Source organism: Alkalilimnicola ehrlichii, assembly GCF_003399765.1.
GTDB lineage: Bacteria > Pseudomonadota > Gammaproteobacteria > Nitrococcales > AK92 > AK92.
On record NZ_NFZV01000035.1, the window covers coordinates 1 to 17,015 of the forward strand.

Sequence of the window (17,015 nt, forward strand, 5' to 3'; positions counted from 1 at the left end):
TCTTGTTAAAGAGCGCAGAACCCTTCGGCTCCGCCTCAGCGCCAAGGCCTTTCGCCTCAGCAGGGACGCGCATTTTACGCTTTCCCTCTCCCCTGTCAAGCCCTTTATTTCCGGGCTTCTCAGGCCGACTCGCTAGCGCCTTAGCGCTGCGTGTCGTTCATCAGAGGACGGCGATTTTACACCGTCCTGAGGCCCGGTCAAGGGTTATTTTACAGCTTTTTTACAGCCTCCGCTTAAGCCCTTGATTCGCCAACAACGCTCGTAGGAAATGAAGTCCCGCAACAGCTCGGCAAGTAGACCTAGGCGGCCCGCCCTACTTGTAGAGTTTGCGCTTCGCCCTTCATGTCCACGGTATTAATGCACACCGGCCGACGCCATACGCGGTGGATATAGCCCAGAACATGGCGAGCATGGTTAGGCTCTAAGCCACGCCCGTCTGTCGAATGATCATGGACCAGGACCAGGCTGCCATCGGATTTGATGGCGTCGACGAAAACACGAGGCGCCCCGAAGTTGTATTTCGGGGCGAGGATTGCCTCATAGAGCTGATCGATATTGGATTCCTTGACGCGAACCTCGCCGTCGCGACCTGCTTGATAGACGAACAAATCCAAATCCCGCGCAAGCTCCGGATCCAAATAATTACGAACGAACCCGAAATCGTCCTCTTCCTCCATAATCCGGCGAGCCGCCTCCACGCCGCGCTCTTGTATGAGCTTGGTCCAGATATGAAAACCGAGGTGATAAGGGTTGACGGCTAAGGCGACCTGCTTTTCGGCTGCATAGGGCCGCACAACATCGGAGTGCGTTTTCATCGCATCCAGGTAGAGCTCGTCAGGAAGGAAGTCGGCTTCTCTTAGAATCCTCGCGTGCCAGTAACACGCCCAACCTTCGTTCATGATCTGACAGTTGAAGACTGGCTGGAAGTAGTAGGACTCTTCTCGCACGGCGAGAAAGATGTCTCGCTCCCAGTCTTCCATATCGGGTCCGTAATGGGCGATAAACCAAAGCAGATCGGCTTCCGGCTGCGGAGGTATTTTGGCTCGTTGCGGCGCCTCAGAGGTTTTCTCCGCCTCGCCGCCCTGCCCTGGCAATTGTTGGAAACGCCCCATAAAAGCGGGTTCGTCCGCCTCCGGTTTACGCGGTTTTTGCACGGTGGTCGGGAAATGCGGTCGGTTAATGGGAGATCGCGTATCGATGTGCTGCTCTAAAGCCAGCGCGGCATCTAGCACTTCCTCGACACGCTTGGCACCTACCTCCTCTATTGCTTGCTCAATACGGTGCGCATGAGCCGCTGCCTGCTCGACGATATGGTAGCCGGCTTCTCGCTGACTGTTCACGAACAGTAGATTGTTATGCGAGAAGTCGGCATGGCCCAATACGTGAGCGACAACCAAAGAGTTTTCGTGGATACCGTTGCTGTTAACCAGATAAGCGCGGTTCGGGTTGCCGGGAAAGACGACTTCGAAGATCTTCGAGTTTCCCATTTTGTGCTGGACCATTTGATAGATCCAACGAACGCCGAACGACCAGTGCGGCATTCGCACCGGCAAGCCGTAGACAGCGACCTCCATCATGAAGCTCGGCGGCACTAACTCAAATTCCACGGGGTGGTAGCGAAGCCCTAACTCCTTTCCGAGATCTTCGATCCGCGGCACATAATCGGCTAGGCTCTGAGTCATTAGGAGGCCTCCGCTGTCTGATCCGTGAAGAAAGACTTAATGGCCGGCCAGATATCTTCTTCGCGCGAGATCGAGTAACTTCCCGCCGCTACGCCTCGGCTGACAAGCGCGTGAAACAACGCAGCCATTTCGGTGTTGAGCTGACGTGCACGCACGCTTGCCACTTCAGCGTAGCCGAGGAAACTCATCGTTTCGGCAAGCTTACTTAGAGCAAGCCGCGAGGCCTCGCGGTCGTCGAAGAAGTTTTCTCCATCGCCGGCATAGAACAAGTAGCTGTTATACCGGCTGTTGTCATAACGCTCATCGAATACATCCAAGGCTTTCCGCAATGCCGAGCTGGCTTTGGTACCGCCCTCGCCACGCACTTGGAAGAACTGGGATTCGTCGAACTCCCAGGCCTGTACGGTATGAGCGATAAAGACTGTTTCTATGTGAGTAAACTGCCGGCGGATCCCTTGCAGCGCCCAGAAGAAAAAACTCTTCGCCAACTTGCGGCAGGCATCGTCCATACTAGAAGAGACATCGAGCAGGAAAAATACGACTGCCCGCGTACTCGGCTGGGGACGCCGTACTAACTGTCGGAAGCGCAAGTCGTCGTTGGTAAACGGCGTAGCGCTTTGACCTGCGACCGAACGCCGCTTGACCGCCTCTTTGACGGTTCGGCGGCGGTCGAGCCGCGAACGTGCACCGCGCTTATCCCAGCCTTCCCGACGATAGTCCATAGTCTCGATCTCGGCACCATCGCGTGGCTGCAAGTTCGGCAACTCAAGCTCTTCCCACAGCCAGTCCAAGATATCGTCGACCTGAAACTCAAGTAGGAATTGTGGGCCGCCTTCTTCGTTGCCGCCTTCGCCCTCGCTACCGCGAGCCGGACGTTGGGGCCCCTGCCCCGGGACTAGTACGTCTCCGGGCTCAACCTTACCCTGTCCGGCACCGCTGCGCCGGCTAGGTTTTAATAGCTGAAATCGGTAGTGCTCCATCATCCGAAACGGCACTTGCACCGTGCGGTTGTCCGGCCGCGATAAAATGTCCGATTTCCCGACCAGGTTCGGCAGCGCATCCCGCACAGCTTCCCGAACCTTTTCGTTATGGCGAAGCCAATCGCGGGTACCGCGGGAGAACAAATCGTACCAACGATTACCCTGTTCGCCTGCCAGGGTTTCCGAGAGCGACATAAATGCCCCCCTGTTGCTTACTCCTGAGACAACAATGTCGTCACATAGTTAAGCGCCTCTCGGGCACTGTGACGGTCGTATCCGTATTCAGAGATAAGGCGCTCCTCGACAGCGGCAATCTTCTCTCGCGCTTCGTCGTCCGGCCTTGCCACGGACGTCACTAAGCGCAGAACGTCGCGCCGCTCTTCAAACAAATATTTCTCCACCGCTTCCTTCAGCCGGCCATGGTTATCCAAGGTAAATTTCTCGCCGCGCTTAAACGCCACCATCGCTTTGCGCACCACCTCCTGACGGAAGCTGCTTTTGCCCGCATCGGATACTTTGATTTTCTCCTCCACAGAGCGGAGAAAACGTTCATCCGGCTGCCGACTCTCGCCGGTGATCGGGTCGGTCACCTCACGTTTATCAAGGGAAGCTTCGACTTCGTCCAAATACTTATCGAGCAAGGACTGGGCCTCTGTCTCGAACGAGGCGAAGAGCGCCTTGTGCACATCCTCCTTGGCCCAGTGGTTGTAGAAGTCTTTCCGTACTGTGACGAGGAAATCGACCCAAGCCCGCTTTTGCTTGGCATCGATACGAGCATCGTTCTCGATCGCGTCCTTCAGGGTCAGCAGCACTTCCATGCTTGTGAGGCTTTTCACCTCGCTGCTAGCAATAGCATTCGACAACGCATTAACCACAAAGCGCGGACTAATACCGGAAAGGCCTTCGTCGGGCGTTTCCAAGCGAACTCGTTCGATATCGGCGGAGGTGAAGCCTTCGACGTCTTCTCCGGCATAGAGCCGTAGCTTCTTGCCGAGATCCAGGTCTTCTCGCTCAGCCGGTTTAAGCCGTGAGAGCACCGCAAACACTGCCGCCACATCAAGCGCATGAGGGTCCATGTGGACCTCTCGAAAGGTCGGCGCGGCCGCAATTAGTTTGCGGTAGATGCGCGCTTCGTCCTTAAAGGAAAGGGTATACGGCACCTGGATGATAACCATGCGGTCCAGCAGCGCTTCGTTCTCGGTCTCCTGCAGGAACTTACGGAACTCCGCCAGGTTGGTATGCGCAATAATGGTTTCATCCAGATAGATCAGTGGAAAACGCGATACTTTAACGTTCTTTTCCTGCGTAAGCGTGAGCAGCAAATACAGGAACTCGCGCTTTACCTTCAATATCTCGATCATCTCTAGCAGACCGCGGCTGGCGGCGTATACCGCTCCGGACCAGGACCAAGCACGCGGATCGCCTTCGTCGCCATACTCGGCCACTTTCGAGAGATCGACAGAGCCGATCAGGTCGGCCATATCGGCCGTCGTCGGGTCATGGGGCGCATAGGTTCCCACGCCAACCCGACTGGCCTCGGAGAGGAAAATACGTTCAACGGGGAAGCGCATGAAATCCCCGCCAAACTCGTCTTCCAAGCGTGCTTGGCAATGAGGACACAGTTCGCCGCTGATCTCGACACCGTAGGTATCGCGAAACTCTGCCCGCAACGTGTGCGGAATTAAGTGCAGAGGCGATTCGTGCAAAGGACATCCCTGAATGCCATAAACGGCGCCTTCGTCGGTATGGCTGTACTCTTCTAGCCCCTTTTTTAGCAAAATAACGAGGCTGGATTTGCCGCCCGAAGGAGGGCCGAGTAGCAGCAACAGTCGACGCCCGACTTCGGACCCCGCGCTTGCCGCTTTGAAATAGTCCATAACCCGCTGCAAGGGTTCGTCCATGCCGAACAGGTCATGCGAGAACAGCTGAATATTCTTGCTGCCCTCTGGGTCCGCCCCCGCCCGCTCGCGTTGGTGAATCCAGCGCAACATATCCCATAGATATTGATGGCTGGTGCGAGCGATCAATGGCGCTTTTTCGGGCACCACTTCTTCAAGGAAGGTGGCGAAACTCCCTTCCCAGTGCTTGGCCCGGTGTTCCTGCGTAAAGGTGGTCAGTGACTCGATGAATTTCGCCTGCCGTCCACCCTGTTTTGTACTATGGAGACTCATCTGCACCCCCTCGCTAGGATTTGCTGCCATGTCCGAGCGACGAACTTGTGCGCAAACTGGTGATTCGGTTGATCCGCTGCCTGGAAAGCCTTAGGGAACTTGGCAGACCAGCACTATGACCAGCGCGTGAAGTGGCGCCTTTTACAAAGGGTGGGGCTTAAGGTCCCCTCACCCAACGTACGCTCGCTTCTTTAGTGATGCAGAAAAGAACTCCGGGGGGCTTTTCCCGCCTGGAGCATGGCGGGGTGTAGAGCGCCTTTTCCGCGCCCTGGCTATGCGGCGCAGCCATAAGCGACAATAAGGTTGGAATGCTAGCCGGGATAGATAACCAGATGCCGCTCGGGCTCGCTACCTTGGCTTTCCGCGAGGAGGTGATGGCGCGATACGACCCGATGTTGAACGCTGCGCACCGCCGACGAGCGAGGCGAGAGCCGCGCCGGCTCATGGCGACTTAACACCTGTTCAACCGCCGCTTCGACCTCGCGCACGGCGGCATCGATTTCCGCTTGTTCAACACCGGCTACCACATTAAAGATACGCTGCAGAATTCGGCGGATCTGGGCAGTACTATTCTTCTTTACCGTATATAACTCTGCACCCGTGGTCTCGAGAATACGGCGCAAGCGAGGATCGTCGGCACGCGAGCGCAAGGCGAGTACGATGGTCGCCCGGTCCGGCTTACCTACGGTACGCGCATCGAGTTGCAGATCGCGCAGAACACGCTCGACGGAGTCCCGGCTTAACGCATAGGGAAAGATAATGGCCGGCTTCCGCACTGCCGGCCGTTTTACCAGAGCGGGTTCAGGCTCTGCATCCATAGACAAAACCTGCTCCGCCTGCCCTGATAGCCGGCGCGCACCGCTGCTTACTCCGGTACGCAATAGCTTGTCGACGGCAGTCGCCGTATCGGGATGAACCACGACCTCCTCGCGGCCTACGATTTCGACAACGGCATCGAAGGTCGGCGGCGCCTTACGCTCGCTCACCGTTTTCTGCGTTCCGCGTAAGCGCGCCTCCTCATCGGTCAGCGTCACCGTTTGCACGCCGCCGACCAAGTCGGAGAGGGTCGGGTTCAGCACCAGATTTTCCAACACCGTTCCGTGCGCCGTGCCAATCAACTGTACACCACGCTCGGCAATGGTCCGCGCCGCCAGCGCTTCGGCACTGGTACCGATCTCGTCGACGACAATGGCCTCCGGCATATGGTTTTCGACTGCTTCGATCAACACGGCATGTTGTTCGACAGGGTGCGGCACCTGCATGCGCCGGGCGCTCCCGATCGCCGGATGAGGAACGTCGCCATCGCCGCCGATCTCGTTCGAGGTGTCGATAATGATGACACGCTTATTAAGCTCGTCCGCCAGCACCCGCGCAATTTCTCGCAGGCGAGTCGTCTTCCCTACGCCTGGGCGCCCCAGCAGCAGCAGGCTCTTCCCACCCTCAACGAGATCTCGGACAGCATCGATGGTGCCGTAAACTGCCCGCCCCACCCGCAGCGTCAGACCGATCACCCGCCCTTTGCGGTTACGGATGGCAGAAATACGATGCAAGGTGCCTTCGATACCGGCTCGGTTGTCGGCCCCAAAGTCTCCGACCTGCGCTATCACTGCATCCAAATCGGCCAGTGCGACAGGCTCCGCGGCCAAATTCACGGTATGAGAAACATAACGCGCCTGCGGAATGCGGCCTAAATCGAGCACGATTTCCAGCAGTTCTTCGCGCGGCAGGTTAGGAAAAGCGTGCCGTAAACTGGTAGGTAGGGTGGCTAATAGTAAATCTAGATCGTCGACACGTTCTTGCGCACTCACACACTGCGATCTCATAACTAAGGGCTTAAGCATTATTACGCCTGTCGAGCCAGCGATGCGGACAAGCAGCCAAATTTCAACAGGGCGTCTTACCCGACTTTTACTTTCGCATCCTCATATTGCAACTCGCAGTCTTCCACGTAAACATTCATCTGGAGCTGGCGCGTCTCGTTATTCATCAGCTGTTGATCCAGGGCCTCCAAAGGGCCGCTGATAACATCGCCTTCGGCGATTTCATAGTCCTCCAACAGACCAAGCACGGTATACTCGCCGTGTTCGGTTTCTATCCCGACGATTCCGTCGTCCCGGTTCAACAACTTGACCGTCCCGCGCATCGCAGCTCTCCGCATTCGCCTACTTCCTGTCTAAATGTAGCAGGAATAAGCTGACACTTATGAATTACCAGACAGGCACGGTACCACTGACAACATCGGCCTTCATTGCTACTATTGCCTGCCGCCGAGGGCGACGACTTTTCGAACATTCCAAGCCGAACCGCACCAGCCGACATTGTTGAGGACCGCCATGACAGGGTTGCGCGTCGTACGCAAATCCGGTGCCGCTTTACAGGCCCACCTGGAAGATCTCGCTCGCCTCCGCATTACGGTCTTTCGGGACTTCCCTTATCTTTACGAAGGCGATCCAGTCTATGAGCAACGCTACCTACAAACCTACGCCGACGCGCCAGATAGCGTGATTGTTCTCGTCTTCGACAACGACCAGGTCGTCGGCGCCTCCAGCGGCATTCCGCTCAGCGACGAGACGCCGGAAATTCAAAAGCCTTTCCAGGACCAGGGCTACGATGTGGAACGGGTTTTCTACTGCGGCGAATCCGTCCTGCTCAGGGACTATCGGGGGCGTGGACTCGGGGTTGCCTTCTTTGAGGAGCGCGAGGCGCACGCTCAGGCCCTGAACCGGTTCGACACGATTAGCTTTTGCGCCGTCGAGCGCCCGCTCGACCACCCCCGCCGGCCGCAAGGCTACACACCGCTCGACGTCTTCTGGCAACGCCGCGGCTATCGAAAACAGCCTCATCTACGCACGAGCATGAGCTGGCAAGACTTAGATGAGGCGCATGAAACACCGAAGCCTATGATCTTTTGGACTAAAGGGGTATAAGCTTTGGCCAGCGAATGTATCAACGTCGCCAGCGCACAATATCCCGTCGACTTTCTCGGCGATTGGCAGCAGTTCGAAAATAAGCTTTCGGCCTGGGTCTCAGAGGCCGCGGATAACGGCGCCGAGCTGCTGATCTTCCCCGAATACGGCTCGATGGAGCTTGCCTCCTTGTTTGCAAGCGACATTTATAGTTCGCTGCAAGGGCAACTAAATGCCCTACAAGAGTTGTTAACTCCGTACATACAGCTCCATCAACGGCTTGCCCAAAAGCACGCCCTCTACATCCTCGCAAGCAGCTTTCCGGTGCGAGTTGAAACCAACGAGTTTCGTAATCGAGCGTACCTGCTTGCGCCCGACGCCAGCGTTCAGTTTCAAGAGAAGCTGCACATGACTCGGTTTGAAAACGAGCAATGGGGCATCTCCGCGGGCACGCGTATTAAAGTAATCGATACGCACTTTGGCCGTATCGGAATTAACATTTGTTACGACAGCGAATTTCCGCTTATCGCACGAACCCAGGTCGAAGCCGGAGCGGAGCTTATTTTAGTACCAAGCTGCACCGACACTTTAGCCGGCTACCATCGGGTTCGCATCGGCTCTCAGGCGCGGGCGCTGGAAAACCAGTGCCATGTCGTACAGTCCTGCCTAGTCGGGGAAGCGCCGTGGTCGCAAGCGGTGGACATCAACGTCGGCGCCAGCGCCATTTATACGCCGGTTGATAGCGGCTTTCCGGGCAACGGCGTGCTGGCATGCGGCGACTACAACGCGCCTAGCTGGGTTTATGGCAGGGTCGAGCTAAAACGCGCACGCGGGGTCCGCGCTAACGGACAGGTGTTCAACTTTCGCGATTGGCCTCGCCAATACGCATTCGTAGACGCTGTAGAGCATGTTTCCCTAACGGAAAACGCTAAAAAACGGGAAGAAGAACACGTACTTTCCCAAAAGCTATCGGTGCCATCTATAAGTTAAATTAGCCATGCCCGCCCTCCGCCTTTATGCTTAGGAAAACGAAGGTAAGCAACAAGAGGCGAACATGGATATTAACACCGGAATTCCGACCGAAGAACGTCGTCAGATTGCCGAAGGCCTGGGCCGCCTCCTTGCGGACACCTACACGCTGTACCTCAAGACCCATAACTTCCACTGGAACGTAACCGGGCCGCTATTCAACACCCTGCACCTTATGTTCGAGGAGCAGTACACCGAGCTAGCCACCGCTGTCGACGAGATCGCAGAGCGTATTCGCGCCTTAGGCTTTCCGGCTCCAGGCTCTTATCGCGAGTTCTCGGGGCTAACCAGCATCGAAGAAGCCTCTGGTCAACCAGAGGCGGAAGAGATGATTCGCCAGCTAGTACGCGACCAAGAGACGGTTGTGCGAACGGCACGCTCTCTACTCCCCGTCGCTAGCGAAGTGCATGACGAACCGACTGTCGAGCTGCTAACCAGCCGCATGCAGGTCCACGAGAAAAGCGCGTGGATGCTACGTAGCCTGCTGGGCTAGCCAGCCGTCGCACGACATCTACCGCCCGGAGAAGGGCGGTAGATGTCGTAAACTCTGGCGCGATAAAGACACTGCATGAGCGGTCGACATAACTAAAGATTAACGTGGCTGGCGTGGCTGACGTCGCCGCTCCGCCTTCGGCCCTCCTTTAGGCCGGTGTGCTTTACCCGCCCATTCCACCTGCTCGCGGCGATAACGATCCATGGCCGATTGCTGCCGGTCCGTATCGTAAGCTTGATCGCTGTAGTTCAGATCATCTTCCTCAACGGCATCCATCGGCCCCAACCACTCCTCGGGCGCCTCCGCCAACTCTAAATTCATCGAGTACCATAGATCGAAACTGATCTCGTCTAGATCTCCGTCGAAATCCTGCAAATCGATTCGGTTTTCCTCTTCATCGACTGCAATCACTTCAAATCGACGATCTTTGTCACGGTCGTAGTACCAATTGCCTTCTATCGGCTCGACTTCGGTTGCCATCGTTGCGACCCCATAACCTATGGCTCATTGTGGTACTCGACTGATGGTTGTGGCGGGAACCGGCAACGACAAGACGTCATCAACAATTTGATGGCGATATGCTACCGAAGCGTTGAGCTTCGCTCTCCACCTACACAACCCGCCGAGCCTACTCTCGGATAAAATAGACGCTACCATCCGGCCGTCGCCGCGCTTGAATCCTTAATAACCGCCGTAAGCGTCCTTGTACCGCCGGCGGCGGACAAATCTGACACACGAAACAAAGCCCTTGCTTAGCTCTCGATCGCCCTTTTGGCGGATTCAACGGGCAACCGCAACGGATACAAACGGCAGTATTGTCACCTTCACTCATAAGCCAGCCACTCCACCTTGCCCCACCCAAGGGATAAAGCAAAATGCGTTCCTACCGCTGGCTACGGACGGTTTAGAGCCTTTTTACGGCTTAGGCTGCTCGCCAATCTGTCGTCATCAGCCGACACCGATGTCGTGCCTTAAACGCTCATCTCTGATTTTCTTAAATGAGGGCGACATTTGCAGAGTGGAAACCTCCCGTTTCCACTCTGCGACACGATTGCCCAAACACCAGGCAACAATCGATGCTGCTTAATGCGGATGCGAAGGCTTCGAAACCTCTTGCAACAACTCGCCGGTTATTTCCGACCGTCCCAACTTCCGGGCTATATCCGCTTGCGCGAGTACGCCAACCGGCTCCCCCTGTCGATTACAAACCAACAGACGGCGCAGCTGCTTGTCTTCCATTAAATGAATAGCATCGCTAATGTCGTCATCCTCGTAGCAAGAGACAACATCCTTTGTCATACACTCGCGAACGCCTGCCGCATCTAAATCAACCTGTTCGGCGACGGCGCGAATCGTGATATCTCGGTCGGTAATCGTGCCGATCACCCGGCCCGACTCATCGTTAACCAGCAACATGCCTACATCCGCATCGCGCATGATTTGGGCTGCCGCCTTCAGCTTCGAGTCGGCCTGCACGGTCTGACAGCTGCCAGACATTGCTTCGCTGACCTGCATGTTTTGCCTCCTTTGCCTTCATGCCCGCTAAGGGCTGGACATGTCGATTAGCTGATGTGCTTCCTAACAAAGCATCAGCGCGTCACTAACATCGACGCCTACTCGGCAAAGTGGGGACAGACTAGCGCTGGAATAAGGCCTAGAAGAAGAAAAAACCTTCTACTTCAACCACTTCAAGACAAGCAATCAGAATCTGAAGCGCCAATAGGTCAATGCACGCCAAAGCCACTCCACCGGTCCGTAGGCAAATCTACGCAGCCAAAGGAGGGAAAAGACTATCTGAAAGGCCCAGATGACGACCACCAGCAACAGCAACGGCATTCGTTCGAGTTGACCGAACCAACCCAAACCGTGGCCATAGAAAAGGGTGGTACAAATCACTGTCTGCATAAGATAGTTGGTTAGCGCCAAACGCCCAACGGCCGCCAACGCCTGTCGAACCCGCGGCAAGTAACCGACTTGGCAGACTCTGACGACGGCGGCAACATAAGCTAACGCAATTGCGATACTCCCCCAGTAGTTGTACTCCCGGCCGAAGAAGGCCAGATAATGAACATCCCACCCCTGCTGATAATTTCTAAGCACGCCTAGCAGCACCAAAGGCACGCCAGCCAACAGCCCGACGAGCAGCAGACGGCGGCAAACAGCAGGCGATACCGCACCGGTTAAGAGGCCGATTTTATAAAGCCCCATCCCGATGAGCATCAAACCGCCAACACGCCAAAAGGTCTGTAGCGGGAAAGCCAATAGGCTCAAACTCATCAGCTCGAAACGCAGTGGCATCTGCTGCCCCCAGTCGCCGCGGTAAGCGGTCAGCTCCCGCTCAATATCCTCGGCGGACGGCGCCCAGAAGGGGAGCATCTCGGCGGCTATCGTCGGCGTTTGCCCAGCCGGCACCGCAAGTACCAACATAGCGCTCGGTACGGCTACCAGTAAGGCGCCCAAGACAAACAGCAACGCAGCCGGGAGCCGCCACAACCAACACAGCAGTAGGCCGGCCAAGGCATAAGTGAAGAGAATGTCGCCATACCAGAGCAGATAACCATGCAAGAGCCCGAACAACATCAGCCACGCCATACGTCGTAGCTGTAGCTGCAAAGCGCCTTGGCCGGCATCGACGGCTTTCTGCGCCATTAACACGATGCCGGCCCCAAAAAGCATCGAAAAGATGCTCAGAAATTTCTGATCGGCGATTAAATGACTAACAAACCAAGCGAGCGCATTGCTGCCGGAAAAGTCGGTATAGGCAGCGGGATTGACGTAAGCTGCGGTAACCAGAGCGAAGCTCTGGATATTCATGATCAGAATGCCGAGGATAGCGAAACCACGTAAAACATCGAGCGTTTCCACTCGGCTGTTCGCGCGTGTAGGAGCTGTCGTTACGACCATGCGTCTGCCACCTCGGAATCCGGCAGAATGTTGAAGGAAATAAGCGTTAGAACCGATAGGAAAGCGCTAAGGCGCCAGCGCTAGCCGTCACCGTGCCGGCCGGCGCTCCAATTTCCTCCAGCCAATCGCGGTAGTCGTTCGCCGAGCGCAGCGCACCGAACGCATCGATACCGAACCGCTCCCAGCTGTACCCGATGCCAAAGGCGAGCTGGAACCCGGCGAAGGCGTTGTCATAGGTATGATGATCCCATTCCTCGCTGAAGAAGCCGAGCCCCAGGTATGCCCTAAAACCCGGCGAGGCGAGATTAATGCCCGTCACCGCATTCGCCTCGAAGCCACGCGCGGTAAGCGCCGATATGTCCTCGTGCTCGACCGAATATAGCGCTGCCCGCACCAGCAGATGATCATGCCAGGCATAGCCGCCGAACACGGTCAGACCGCCAAACCGTTGATCCCGGTGGTCGCCGCTATGGGCAACCGTGACGCCATAAGAACCGGCTCCGATATGCCAGGGCAGAGCGCCTTCCGTTGTCGCTCCGGCGCGACTTGCCAAAGCTAGCAAAAGTACCGCCGCCACCAGCCCTTCGATCCGCCGCATGCCCAAGCCCTTTATTTTCGCGAGATCAGGCGATCTTAATCTAAAACACGTTCAATGGGGCAATAAACGGTGGCTGATAGGCTTGCCCTGTAGTACTGGCCTAACAAGGCGGGCTGACAAAACCGGCCAGGTTACCCAGACGATCCCTAAGAAAGAGATCGCATGAATCAGCAAAGCGGTTAATGCCATAAACGGGGTTACCCCTGTCGGGTCGTCCGGCGTCCGCCCGGAGGAGCGCCAGGCGAGCCAACTTCCCCACGCCAGGTAAAGCAACAACAAGACGAGCGGCACCGTCATAGCCACAAGGATTACGTTGATGAAAGACAAACCGGCCAGATCTCTGCTCGCCCATCCCAGTGCACAACTAACCGCCTGTAAGACGTAGATAAGCACAAAATGCACTGACCAGATGATCAAACCGCTGACCATCCAGACCAAGGAATGCGTTTGCAGCCAACCGAGTCGCTTTGCATTCATAACGTCAGCGCCGAGAGGTGGACGGTTGTATACCCAAGCACCCAGGCCAATACGGTGTAGTGCCAGAACAAAGACATAACGCGCGCTCCGAGCTGCCGCTGTGGTCCAACATAGCCGAAGTGAACTCGCACTAAGACGAAAACCGCCGCCAAAATCGCCACACCGACATGAACGAACTGATAACCGACGATGATGTGCAGCAAAGCGCTATAGGCATGCGCCTCCGCGGGAACCGCATAGGCGCGCATCGCTAAGAATTCGGCTACAAGAAATCCGCCAGCCAACAAGACAGCCGCAACGATGCCGGCACGAAACTGCGGCAACTTCGCATGTTGCAGCCGCGAGATCGCCCAGCGTACACATACGCTGCTGGCGAGAAGGCTGACCAGACCCAACGTCGGCAAACGAAGATCATGAATCACATAAGCGGACGGAGGCCAATCGGGCACGGCTGTCCACAAAAAGTAGTAACCGAACAGCAAGGAAGCATAGAGCGCTCCGTTGGAGAATAAGGCAATTAGCGTCCCCCACCAGCCCGGCCCGGTCGGATTTCTATGGTGCATGGGCAAATGTAACCCATGCCCCGCATCGACCTCTCCCGGATCCTGTAAATCGCCGCTCCGCCAAGCCCAGAAAAATCCCGATGCCAATGCCAGTAACGCGCCGGCAGCCGCTACGCTATAGAGCTCGAACAAAAAACCGACGAAAAACATGGCGACAAACGAGGCACTCACTAAGGGCAAGAAAGTATTAGTAGGCAGATGGATGACTTCTTCCGGCCGCGCCTGAAGCACGCTCGTCCCGAGAGTTTCGCGCCGTCCGCTGGCGGGATCGGCCAAATAGCCACCGCCGTTTTCCGTGTGCTCAACCAAATTCGGCTGAACCCATAGCGGATCGCGCCCTTTAATTTCGGGAATACTAATAAAGTTATAGGGCTGCGGGGGCAATCGCGTCACCCATTCCAGACTGCCCGCTTTCCAGGGGTCGCGCGGCGCGCGCCGCCCATAGAAAAAATGTAACAACAAATCGACGACTAATAGCCCCACGGCGGCCGACATCACAAAGCCGCCGACGCTGGAAACCAGATTCGGCCAATCCCACCCTAAGCCGTCGGTATAGGTGTAAACCCGCCGTGGCATACCCTGCATACCCGTAAAGTGCATAATCAGAAAAGTGAGATTAAAGCCCAGGAACATGAGCCAAAAAACCAAACGGCCGATACTCTCCGAATGCATCCGACCGGAGAAGTGCGGCAGCCAATAATAGAAGGCGGCGAGCAAGGGGAATAACATGCCGCCGATCAGTACGTAATGCAGATGGGCGACGATAAAGTGCGTATCGTGTACCTGCCAGTCGAACGGCACTAGTGCGATCATAATGCCGGTTAAACCGCCGATAATGAAGTTAACAAAAAAGCCGATCACGAATAACATCGGCACATTCAATCTCGGCTTACCAAGCCACAAAGTCGCGATCCAGGCGAATATTTGAATGGATGTAGGAATAACGACTGCCAAACTGGCTGCGGAGAAAAAGCTCAAGGCCAAGTGCGGAATCCCGGTCGCATACATGTGGTGAACCCACAAGCCGAAGCTGATGAAACCGGTCGCAATCAGGGCCATCACAATCCATGTGTAGCCCACGATAGGACGGCCGCACAGCGCCGGAATCAGCATCGACAGGAATCCCGTCGCGGGTAGAAAAACGATATAAACCTCGGGGTGGCCAAACAGCCAGAACAAGTGCTGCCACAATAGCGGATCGCCGCCTCGCTCCGGCGCATAGAACGGCAGGTCGAAGGCGCGCTCGATCTCAAGCAAGATGCTGCCTAGGATCAGAGGGGGAAAAGCGAATACGATCATGAACGATACCACCAGCATCGCCCATACAAACAAAGGCATGCGAACGATCGTCATGCCTGGCGCCCGGGTTCGTAGGATGCTGGCAATAAGCTCAATGGCTGCCGTGACCGCGGAAATCTCCACAAACGTCACGCCCAGCAACCAAAAGTCCGAGCCTTTTCCCGGCGTGAACTCCCGGCTACTCAAGGGCGTATACATAAACCAGCCGCTATCGGGCACTTGACCGAAGAAGAAGCTGGAATACAACAAGACGCCGCCGAATAAGTAACACCAATAGCCGAAGGCAGATAAGCGGGGAAAGATAAGATCCCGGGCGCCGATCATCTTCGGCACCAGATATAGCGCGAAGCCTTCCAGGATGGGCACGGCGAAGAGAAACATCATCGTCGTGCCGTGCATCGAGAACAGCTCGTTGTAGGTCTGGAAATCGATGAAATCGTTGTTCGGCAAGGCCAGCTGTGTGCGCATCAGCATCGCCAGCAGGCCGCCGATCAAAAAGAAAATAAAGCCGGTGACAATAAAACGATTACCGATTGAGGTATGATTCACCGCGCTCAACTGGCCAAGGCCGGACGGCGCACTCCAGAAGATACTAAAGCGGGCATCCAGACGGTCGGCGGTACTACGCGGCTCGATCATTGCAGACTCTCCAGATACGCGCTGAGTGCCTGCAAGGTCTCTTCGTCTAAATGCTCGTAAGGCAGCATGCGGTTACCCGGCTTAAGCTGTTGGTTATGCGCGATCCATTCGGCGATGTTCTCCTCGCTCATCTCCAGGGTACCCGCCCCCAACGTTTTTCGCGCTCCGAGCCTAGTAAGGTCCGGCCCGGCGCGGCCGCGGGCAGGCGTCCCACGGATCGTATGGCATTCCATACATGCCTGTTGAAAGAATTGCTCCCGCCCCTGGACGGCTAAATCGGAGGTCGGCTCTTCGGCCTCGCCCCTTTCCGCCGCTAACCATTCTTCAAAGGCTTCCGGCGGGTGAGCGCGGACGAAGAAGGCCATTCTGGCGTGCTGCGGACCGCAGTACTCGGCACATTGGCCGCGGAACACCCCTGGCTCGTTCGCTTGCAAGCGGATTTGATTGACGCGCCCCGGGATCATGTCAATCTTGCCGCCTAGGTTCGGCACCCAGAAACTGTGGATCACATCCGCGCTACTTACGAAGAAATCGACGGGAACGCCGGCGGGGATATGGATCTCGTTAGCGCTGACGACGTACTCGTCAGGCTCGACCGGGTCCGGATAGCGCACCTCCCACCAAAAGCGGTGTCCAACCACTTCGATCGTTAGAGCCGGCGGCTCCTCGCCGCCGACTTGGCGCGTGCCCAGACTGACGCCGTAGATGAGCAAAGCCCATAGTGTCACTACCGGCAACACCACGCCGCCGCCGATCATGACGCCCATACCGCTACCGATGCGTGGTGCACGCTCGTGAGGACGGGTCACCACATACAACACCAACGCAATCGTGCCTCCGCCAAGCACGACGCTGCCCCAGAACAACACCCACCACAAGCGAGCAATCTGCTCGGCCATTGGCCCGCGCACATCGAGAATGGACATGATCCCGTCGCAACCACTCAAACCGGCGATAAACGGCAATAGCATTACGATACCAGTCACCCGGTGTACCCATACCGCTTTGCCCGGTGTGCCTAGTAACGCATTCATAGCCATCGTCTGCCCGATTTACAGAATTAAGTAATGTGTGCGCTAGGAGGTAGAATGGATATAAGCGCTTATCGAGACGGGCGGGGAGCTTTATACAACGGCACTCCGCAGTAAACGCCACATAGCCCAGGCCGCTCGCCACAGCTGTTGTCGATAACTCTGCTAGGAAGTAAGGCGGAAGAAGAGGGATAACAAGATCCGACTGCGCTATTGAATCCTTTCCCTACGGCGCCCACACCT

At 56.4% G+C, this 17,015-nt stretch carries 15 protein-coding genes; 3 read left to right on the forward strand and 12 right to left on the reverse strand.

What is annotated here, in order from left to right; genetic code table 11:
• Positions 1-299: 299 nt before the first annotated feature.
• The 5 genes from CAI21_RS20270 to CAI21_RS20290 form a co-directional block, all read right to left on the reverse strand.
• The gene (locus tag CAI21_RS20270) at positions 300-1,682 is read right to left on the reverse strand and encodes a SpoVR family protein (RefSeq protein ID WP_116303962.1); all 1,383 of its coding nucleotides are present in this window, start codon (positions 1,680-1,682) and stop codon (positions 300-302) included.
• Complete coding sequence (locus tag CAI21_RS20275) at positions 1,682-2,857, reverse strand: DUF444 family protein (protein WP_116303963.1); 1,176 nt, start codon at positions 2,855-2,857, stop codon at positions 1,682-1,684. The genes CAI21_RS20270 and CAI21_RS20275 overlap by 1 nt, the downstream gene beginning before the upstream one ends.
• A 17-nt stretch (positions 2,858-2,874) precedes the next feature.
• Positions 2,875-4,833, reverse strand: a complete 1,959-nt coding sequence (locus tag CAI21_RS20280) for a PrkA family serine protein kinase (protein WP_116303964.1) — start codon at positions 4,831-4,833, stop codon at positions 2,875-2,877.
• 311 nt (positions 4,834-5,144) lie between these two features.
• Complete coding sequence (locus tag CAI21_RS20285) at positions 5,145-6,641, reverse strand: R3H domain-containing nucleic acid-binding protein (protein WP_258868250.1); 1,497 nt, start codon at positions 6,639-6,641, stop codon at positions 5,145-5,147.
• 89 nt (positions 6,642-6,730) lie between these two features.
• On the reverse strand, positions 6,731-6,991 hold the full coding sequence (locus CAI21_RS20290; RefSeq protein WP_147305188.1) for a hypothetical protein: 261 nt from the start codon (positions 6,989-6,991) through the stop codon (positions 6,731-6,733).
• 175 nt (positions 6,992-7,166) lie between these two features.
• On the opposite strand from CAI21_RS20290, the gene CAI21_RS20295 reads away from it, so the two are divergent.
• From CAI21_RS20295 to CAI21_RS20305, 3 genes are all read left to right on the forward strand, one after another.
• Complete coding sequence (locus CAI21_RS20295; RefSeq protein ID WP_116303966.1) at positions 7,167-7,760, forward strand: GNAT family N-acetyltransferase; 594 nt, start codon at positions 7,167-7,169, stop codon at positions 7,758-7,760.
• A gap of 3 nt (positions 7,761-7,763) precedes the next feature.
• Entirely contained in the window at positions 7,764-8,729 is a 966-nt protein-coding gene (locus CAI21_RS20300) for a carbon-nitrogen hydrolase family protein (protein WP_220348936.1), read from the forward strand.
• Positions 8,730-8,793: 64 nt separating this feature from the next.
• The gene (locus tag CAI21_RS20305; RefSeq protein ID WP_116303967.1) at positions 8,794-9,261 is read left to right on the forward strand and encodes a Dps family protein; all 468 of its coding nucleotides are present in this window, start codon (positions 8,794-8,796) and stop codon (positions 9,259-9,261) included.
• Between the two features lie 99 nt (positions 9,262-9,360).
• On the opposite strand, the gene CAI21_RS20310 is transcribed toward CAI21_RS20305, so the two are convergent.
• The 7 genes from CAI21_RS20310 to coxB form a co-directional block, all read right to left on the reverse strand.
• Positions 9,361-9,741 carry a DUF6763 family protein gene (locus tag CAI21_RS20310; RefSeq protein ID WP_116303968.1) on the reverse strand — a complete coding sequence of 127 codons (381 nt, stop codon included), beginning with the start codon at positions 9,739-9,741 and terminating at the stop codon, positions 9,361-9,363.
• Positions 9,742-10,344: 603 nt separating this feature from the next.
• Positions 10,345-10,776, reverse strand: coding sequence for a CBS domain-containing protein (locus CAI21_RS20315; protein ID WP_116303969.1), 432 nt, complete (start codon positions 10,774-10,776; stop codon positions 10,345-10,347).
• 186 nt (positions 10,777-10,962) lie between these two features.
• Entirely contained in the window at positions 10,963-12,165 is a 1,203-nt protein-coding gene (locus CAI21_RS20320; RefSeq protein ID WP_116303970.1) for a DUF418 domain-containing protein, read from the reverse strand.
• A gap of 46 nt (positions 12,166-12,211) precedes the next feature.
• A complete protein-coding gene (locus tag CAI21_RS20325) occupies positions 12,212-12,763 on the reverse strand; it encodes a hypothetical protein (protein WP_116303971.1) in 552 nt (183 codons plus the stop codon).
• A gap of 51 nt (positions 12,764-12,814) precedes the next feature.
• Positions 12,815-13,240 carry a hypothetical protein gene (locus CAI21_RS20330; protein WP_116303972.1) on the reverse strand — a complete coding sequence of 142 codons (426 nt, stop codon included), beginning with the start codon at positions 13,238-13,240 and terminating at the stop codon, positions 12,815-12,817.
• Positions 13,237-15,741, reverse strand: coding sequence for a cytochrome c oxidase subunit I (gene ctaD / locus CAI21_RS20335; protein WP_116303973.1), 2,505 nt, complete (start codon positions 15,739-15,741; stop codon positions 13,237-13,239). The genes CAI21_RS20330 and ctaD overlap by 4 nt, the downstream gene beginning before the upstream one ends.
• On the reverse strand, positions 15,738-16,775 hold the full coding sequence (gene coxB, locus CAI21_RS20340) for a cytochrome c oxidase subunit II (RefSeq protein ID WP_181919558.1): 1,038 nt from the start codon (positions 16,773-16,775) through the stop codon (positions 15,738-15,740). Before coxB ends, ctaD begins: the two co-directional genes overlap by 4 nt.
• Positions 16,776-17,015: the final 240 nt, after the last annotated feature.

Coding starts and splice junctions, on each gene's coding strand:
- CAI21_RS20310 (WP_116303968.1), bottom strand. CDS start 9,741: ATGGCAACCGAAGTCGAGCCGATAGAAGGCAATTGGTACTACGACCGT.
- CAI21_RS20325 (WP_116303971.1), bottom strand. CDS start 12,763: ATGCGGCGGATCGAAGGGCTGGTGGCGGCGGTACTTTTGCTAGCTTTG.
- CAI21_RS20330 (WP_116303972.1), bottom strand. CDS start 13,240: ATGAATGCAAAGCGACTCGGTTGGCTGCAAACGCATTCCTTGGTCTGG.
- CAI21_RS20320 (WP_116303970.1), bottom strand. CDS start 12,165: ATGGTCGTAACGACAGCTCCTACACGCGCGAACAGCCGAGTGGAAACG.
- CAI21_RS20280 (WP_116303964.1), bottom strand. CDS start 4,833: ATGAGTCTCCATAGTACAAAACAGGGTGGACGGCAGGCGAAATTCATC.
- CAI21_RS20290 (WP_147305188.1), bottom strand. CDS start 6,991: ATGCGGAGAGCTGCGATGCGCGGGACGGTCAAGTTGTTGAACCGGGAC.
- CAI21_RS20315 (WP_116303969.1), bottom strand. CDS start 10,776: ATGCAGGTCAGCGAAGCAATGTCTGGCAGCTGTCAGACCGTGCAGGCC.
- CAI21_RS20295 (WP_116303966.1), top strand. CDS start 7,167: ATGACAGGGTTGCGCGTCGTACGCAAATCCGGTGCCGCTTTACAGGCC.
- CAI21_RS20305 (WP_116303967.1), top strand. CDS start 8,794: ATGGATATTAACACCGGAATTCCGACCGAAGAACGTCGTCAGATTGCC.
- CAI21_RS20270 (WP_116303962.1), bottom strand. CDS start 1,682: ATGACTCAGAGCCTAGCCGATTATGTGCCGCGGATCGAAGATCTCGGA.
- ctaD (WP_116303973.1), bottom strand. CDS start 15,741: ATGATCGAGCCGCGTAGTACCGCCGACCGTCTGGATGCCCGCTTTAGT.
- CAI21_RS20275 (WP_116303963.1), bottom strand. CDS start 2,857: ATGTCGCTCTCGGAAACCCTGGCAGGCGAACAGGGTAATCGTTGGTAC.
- coxB (WP_181919558.1), bottom strand. CDS start 16,775: ATGAATGCGTTACTAGGCACACCGGGCAAAGCGGTATGGGTACACCGG.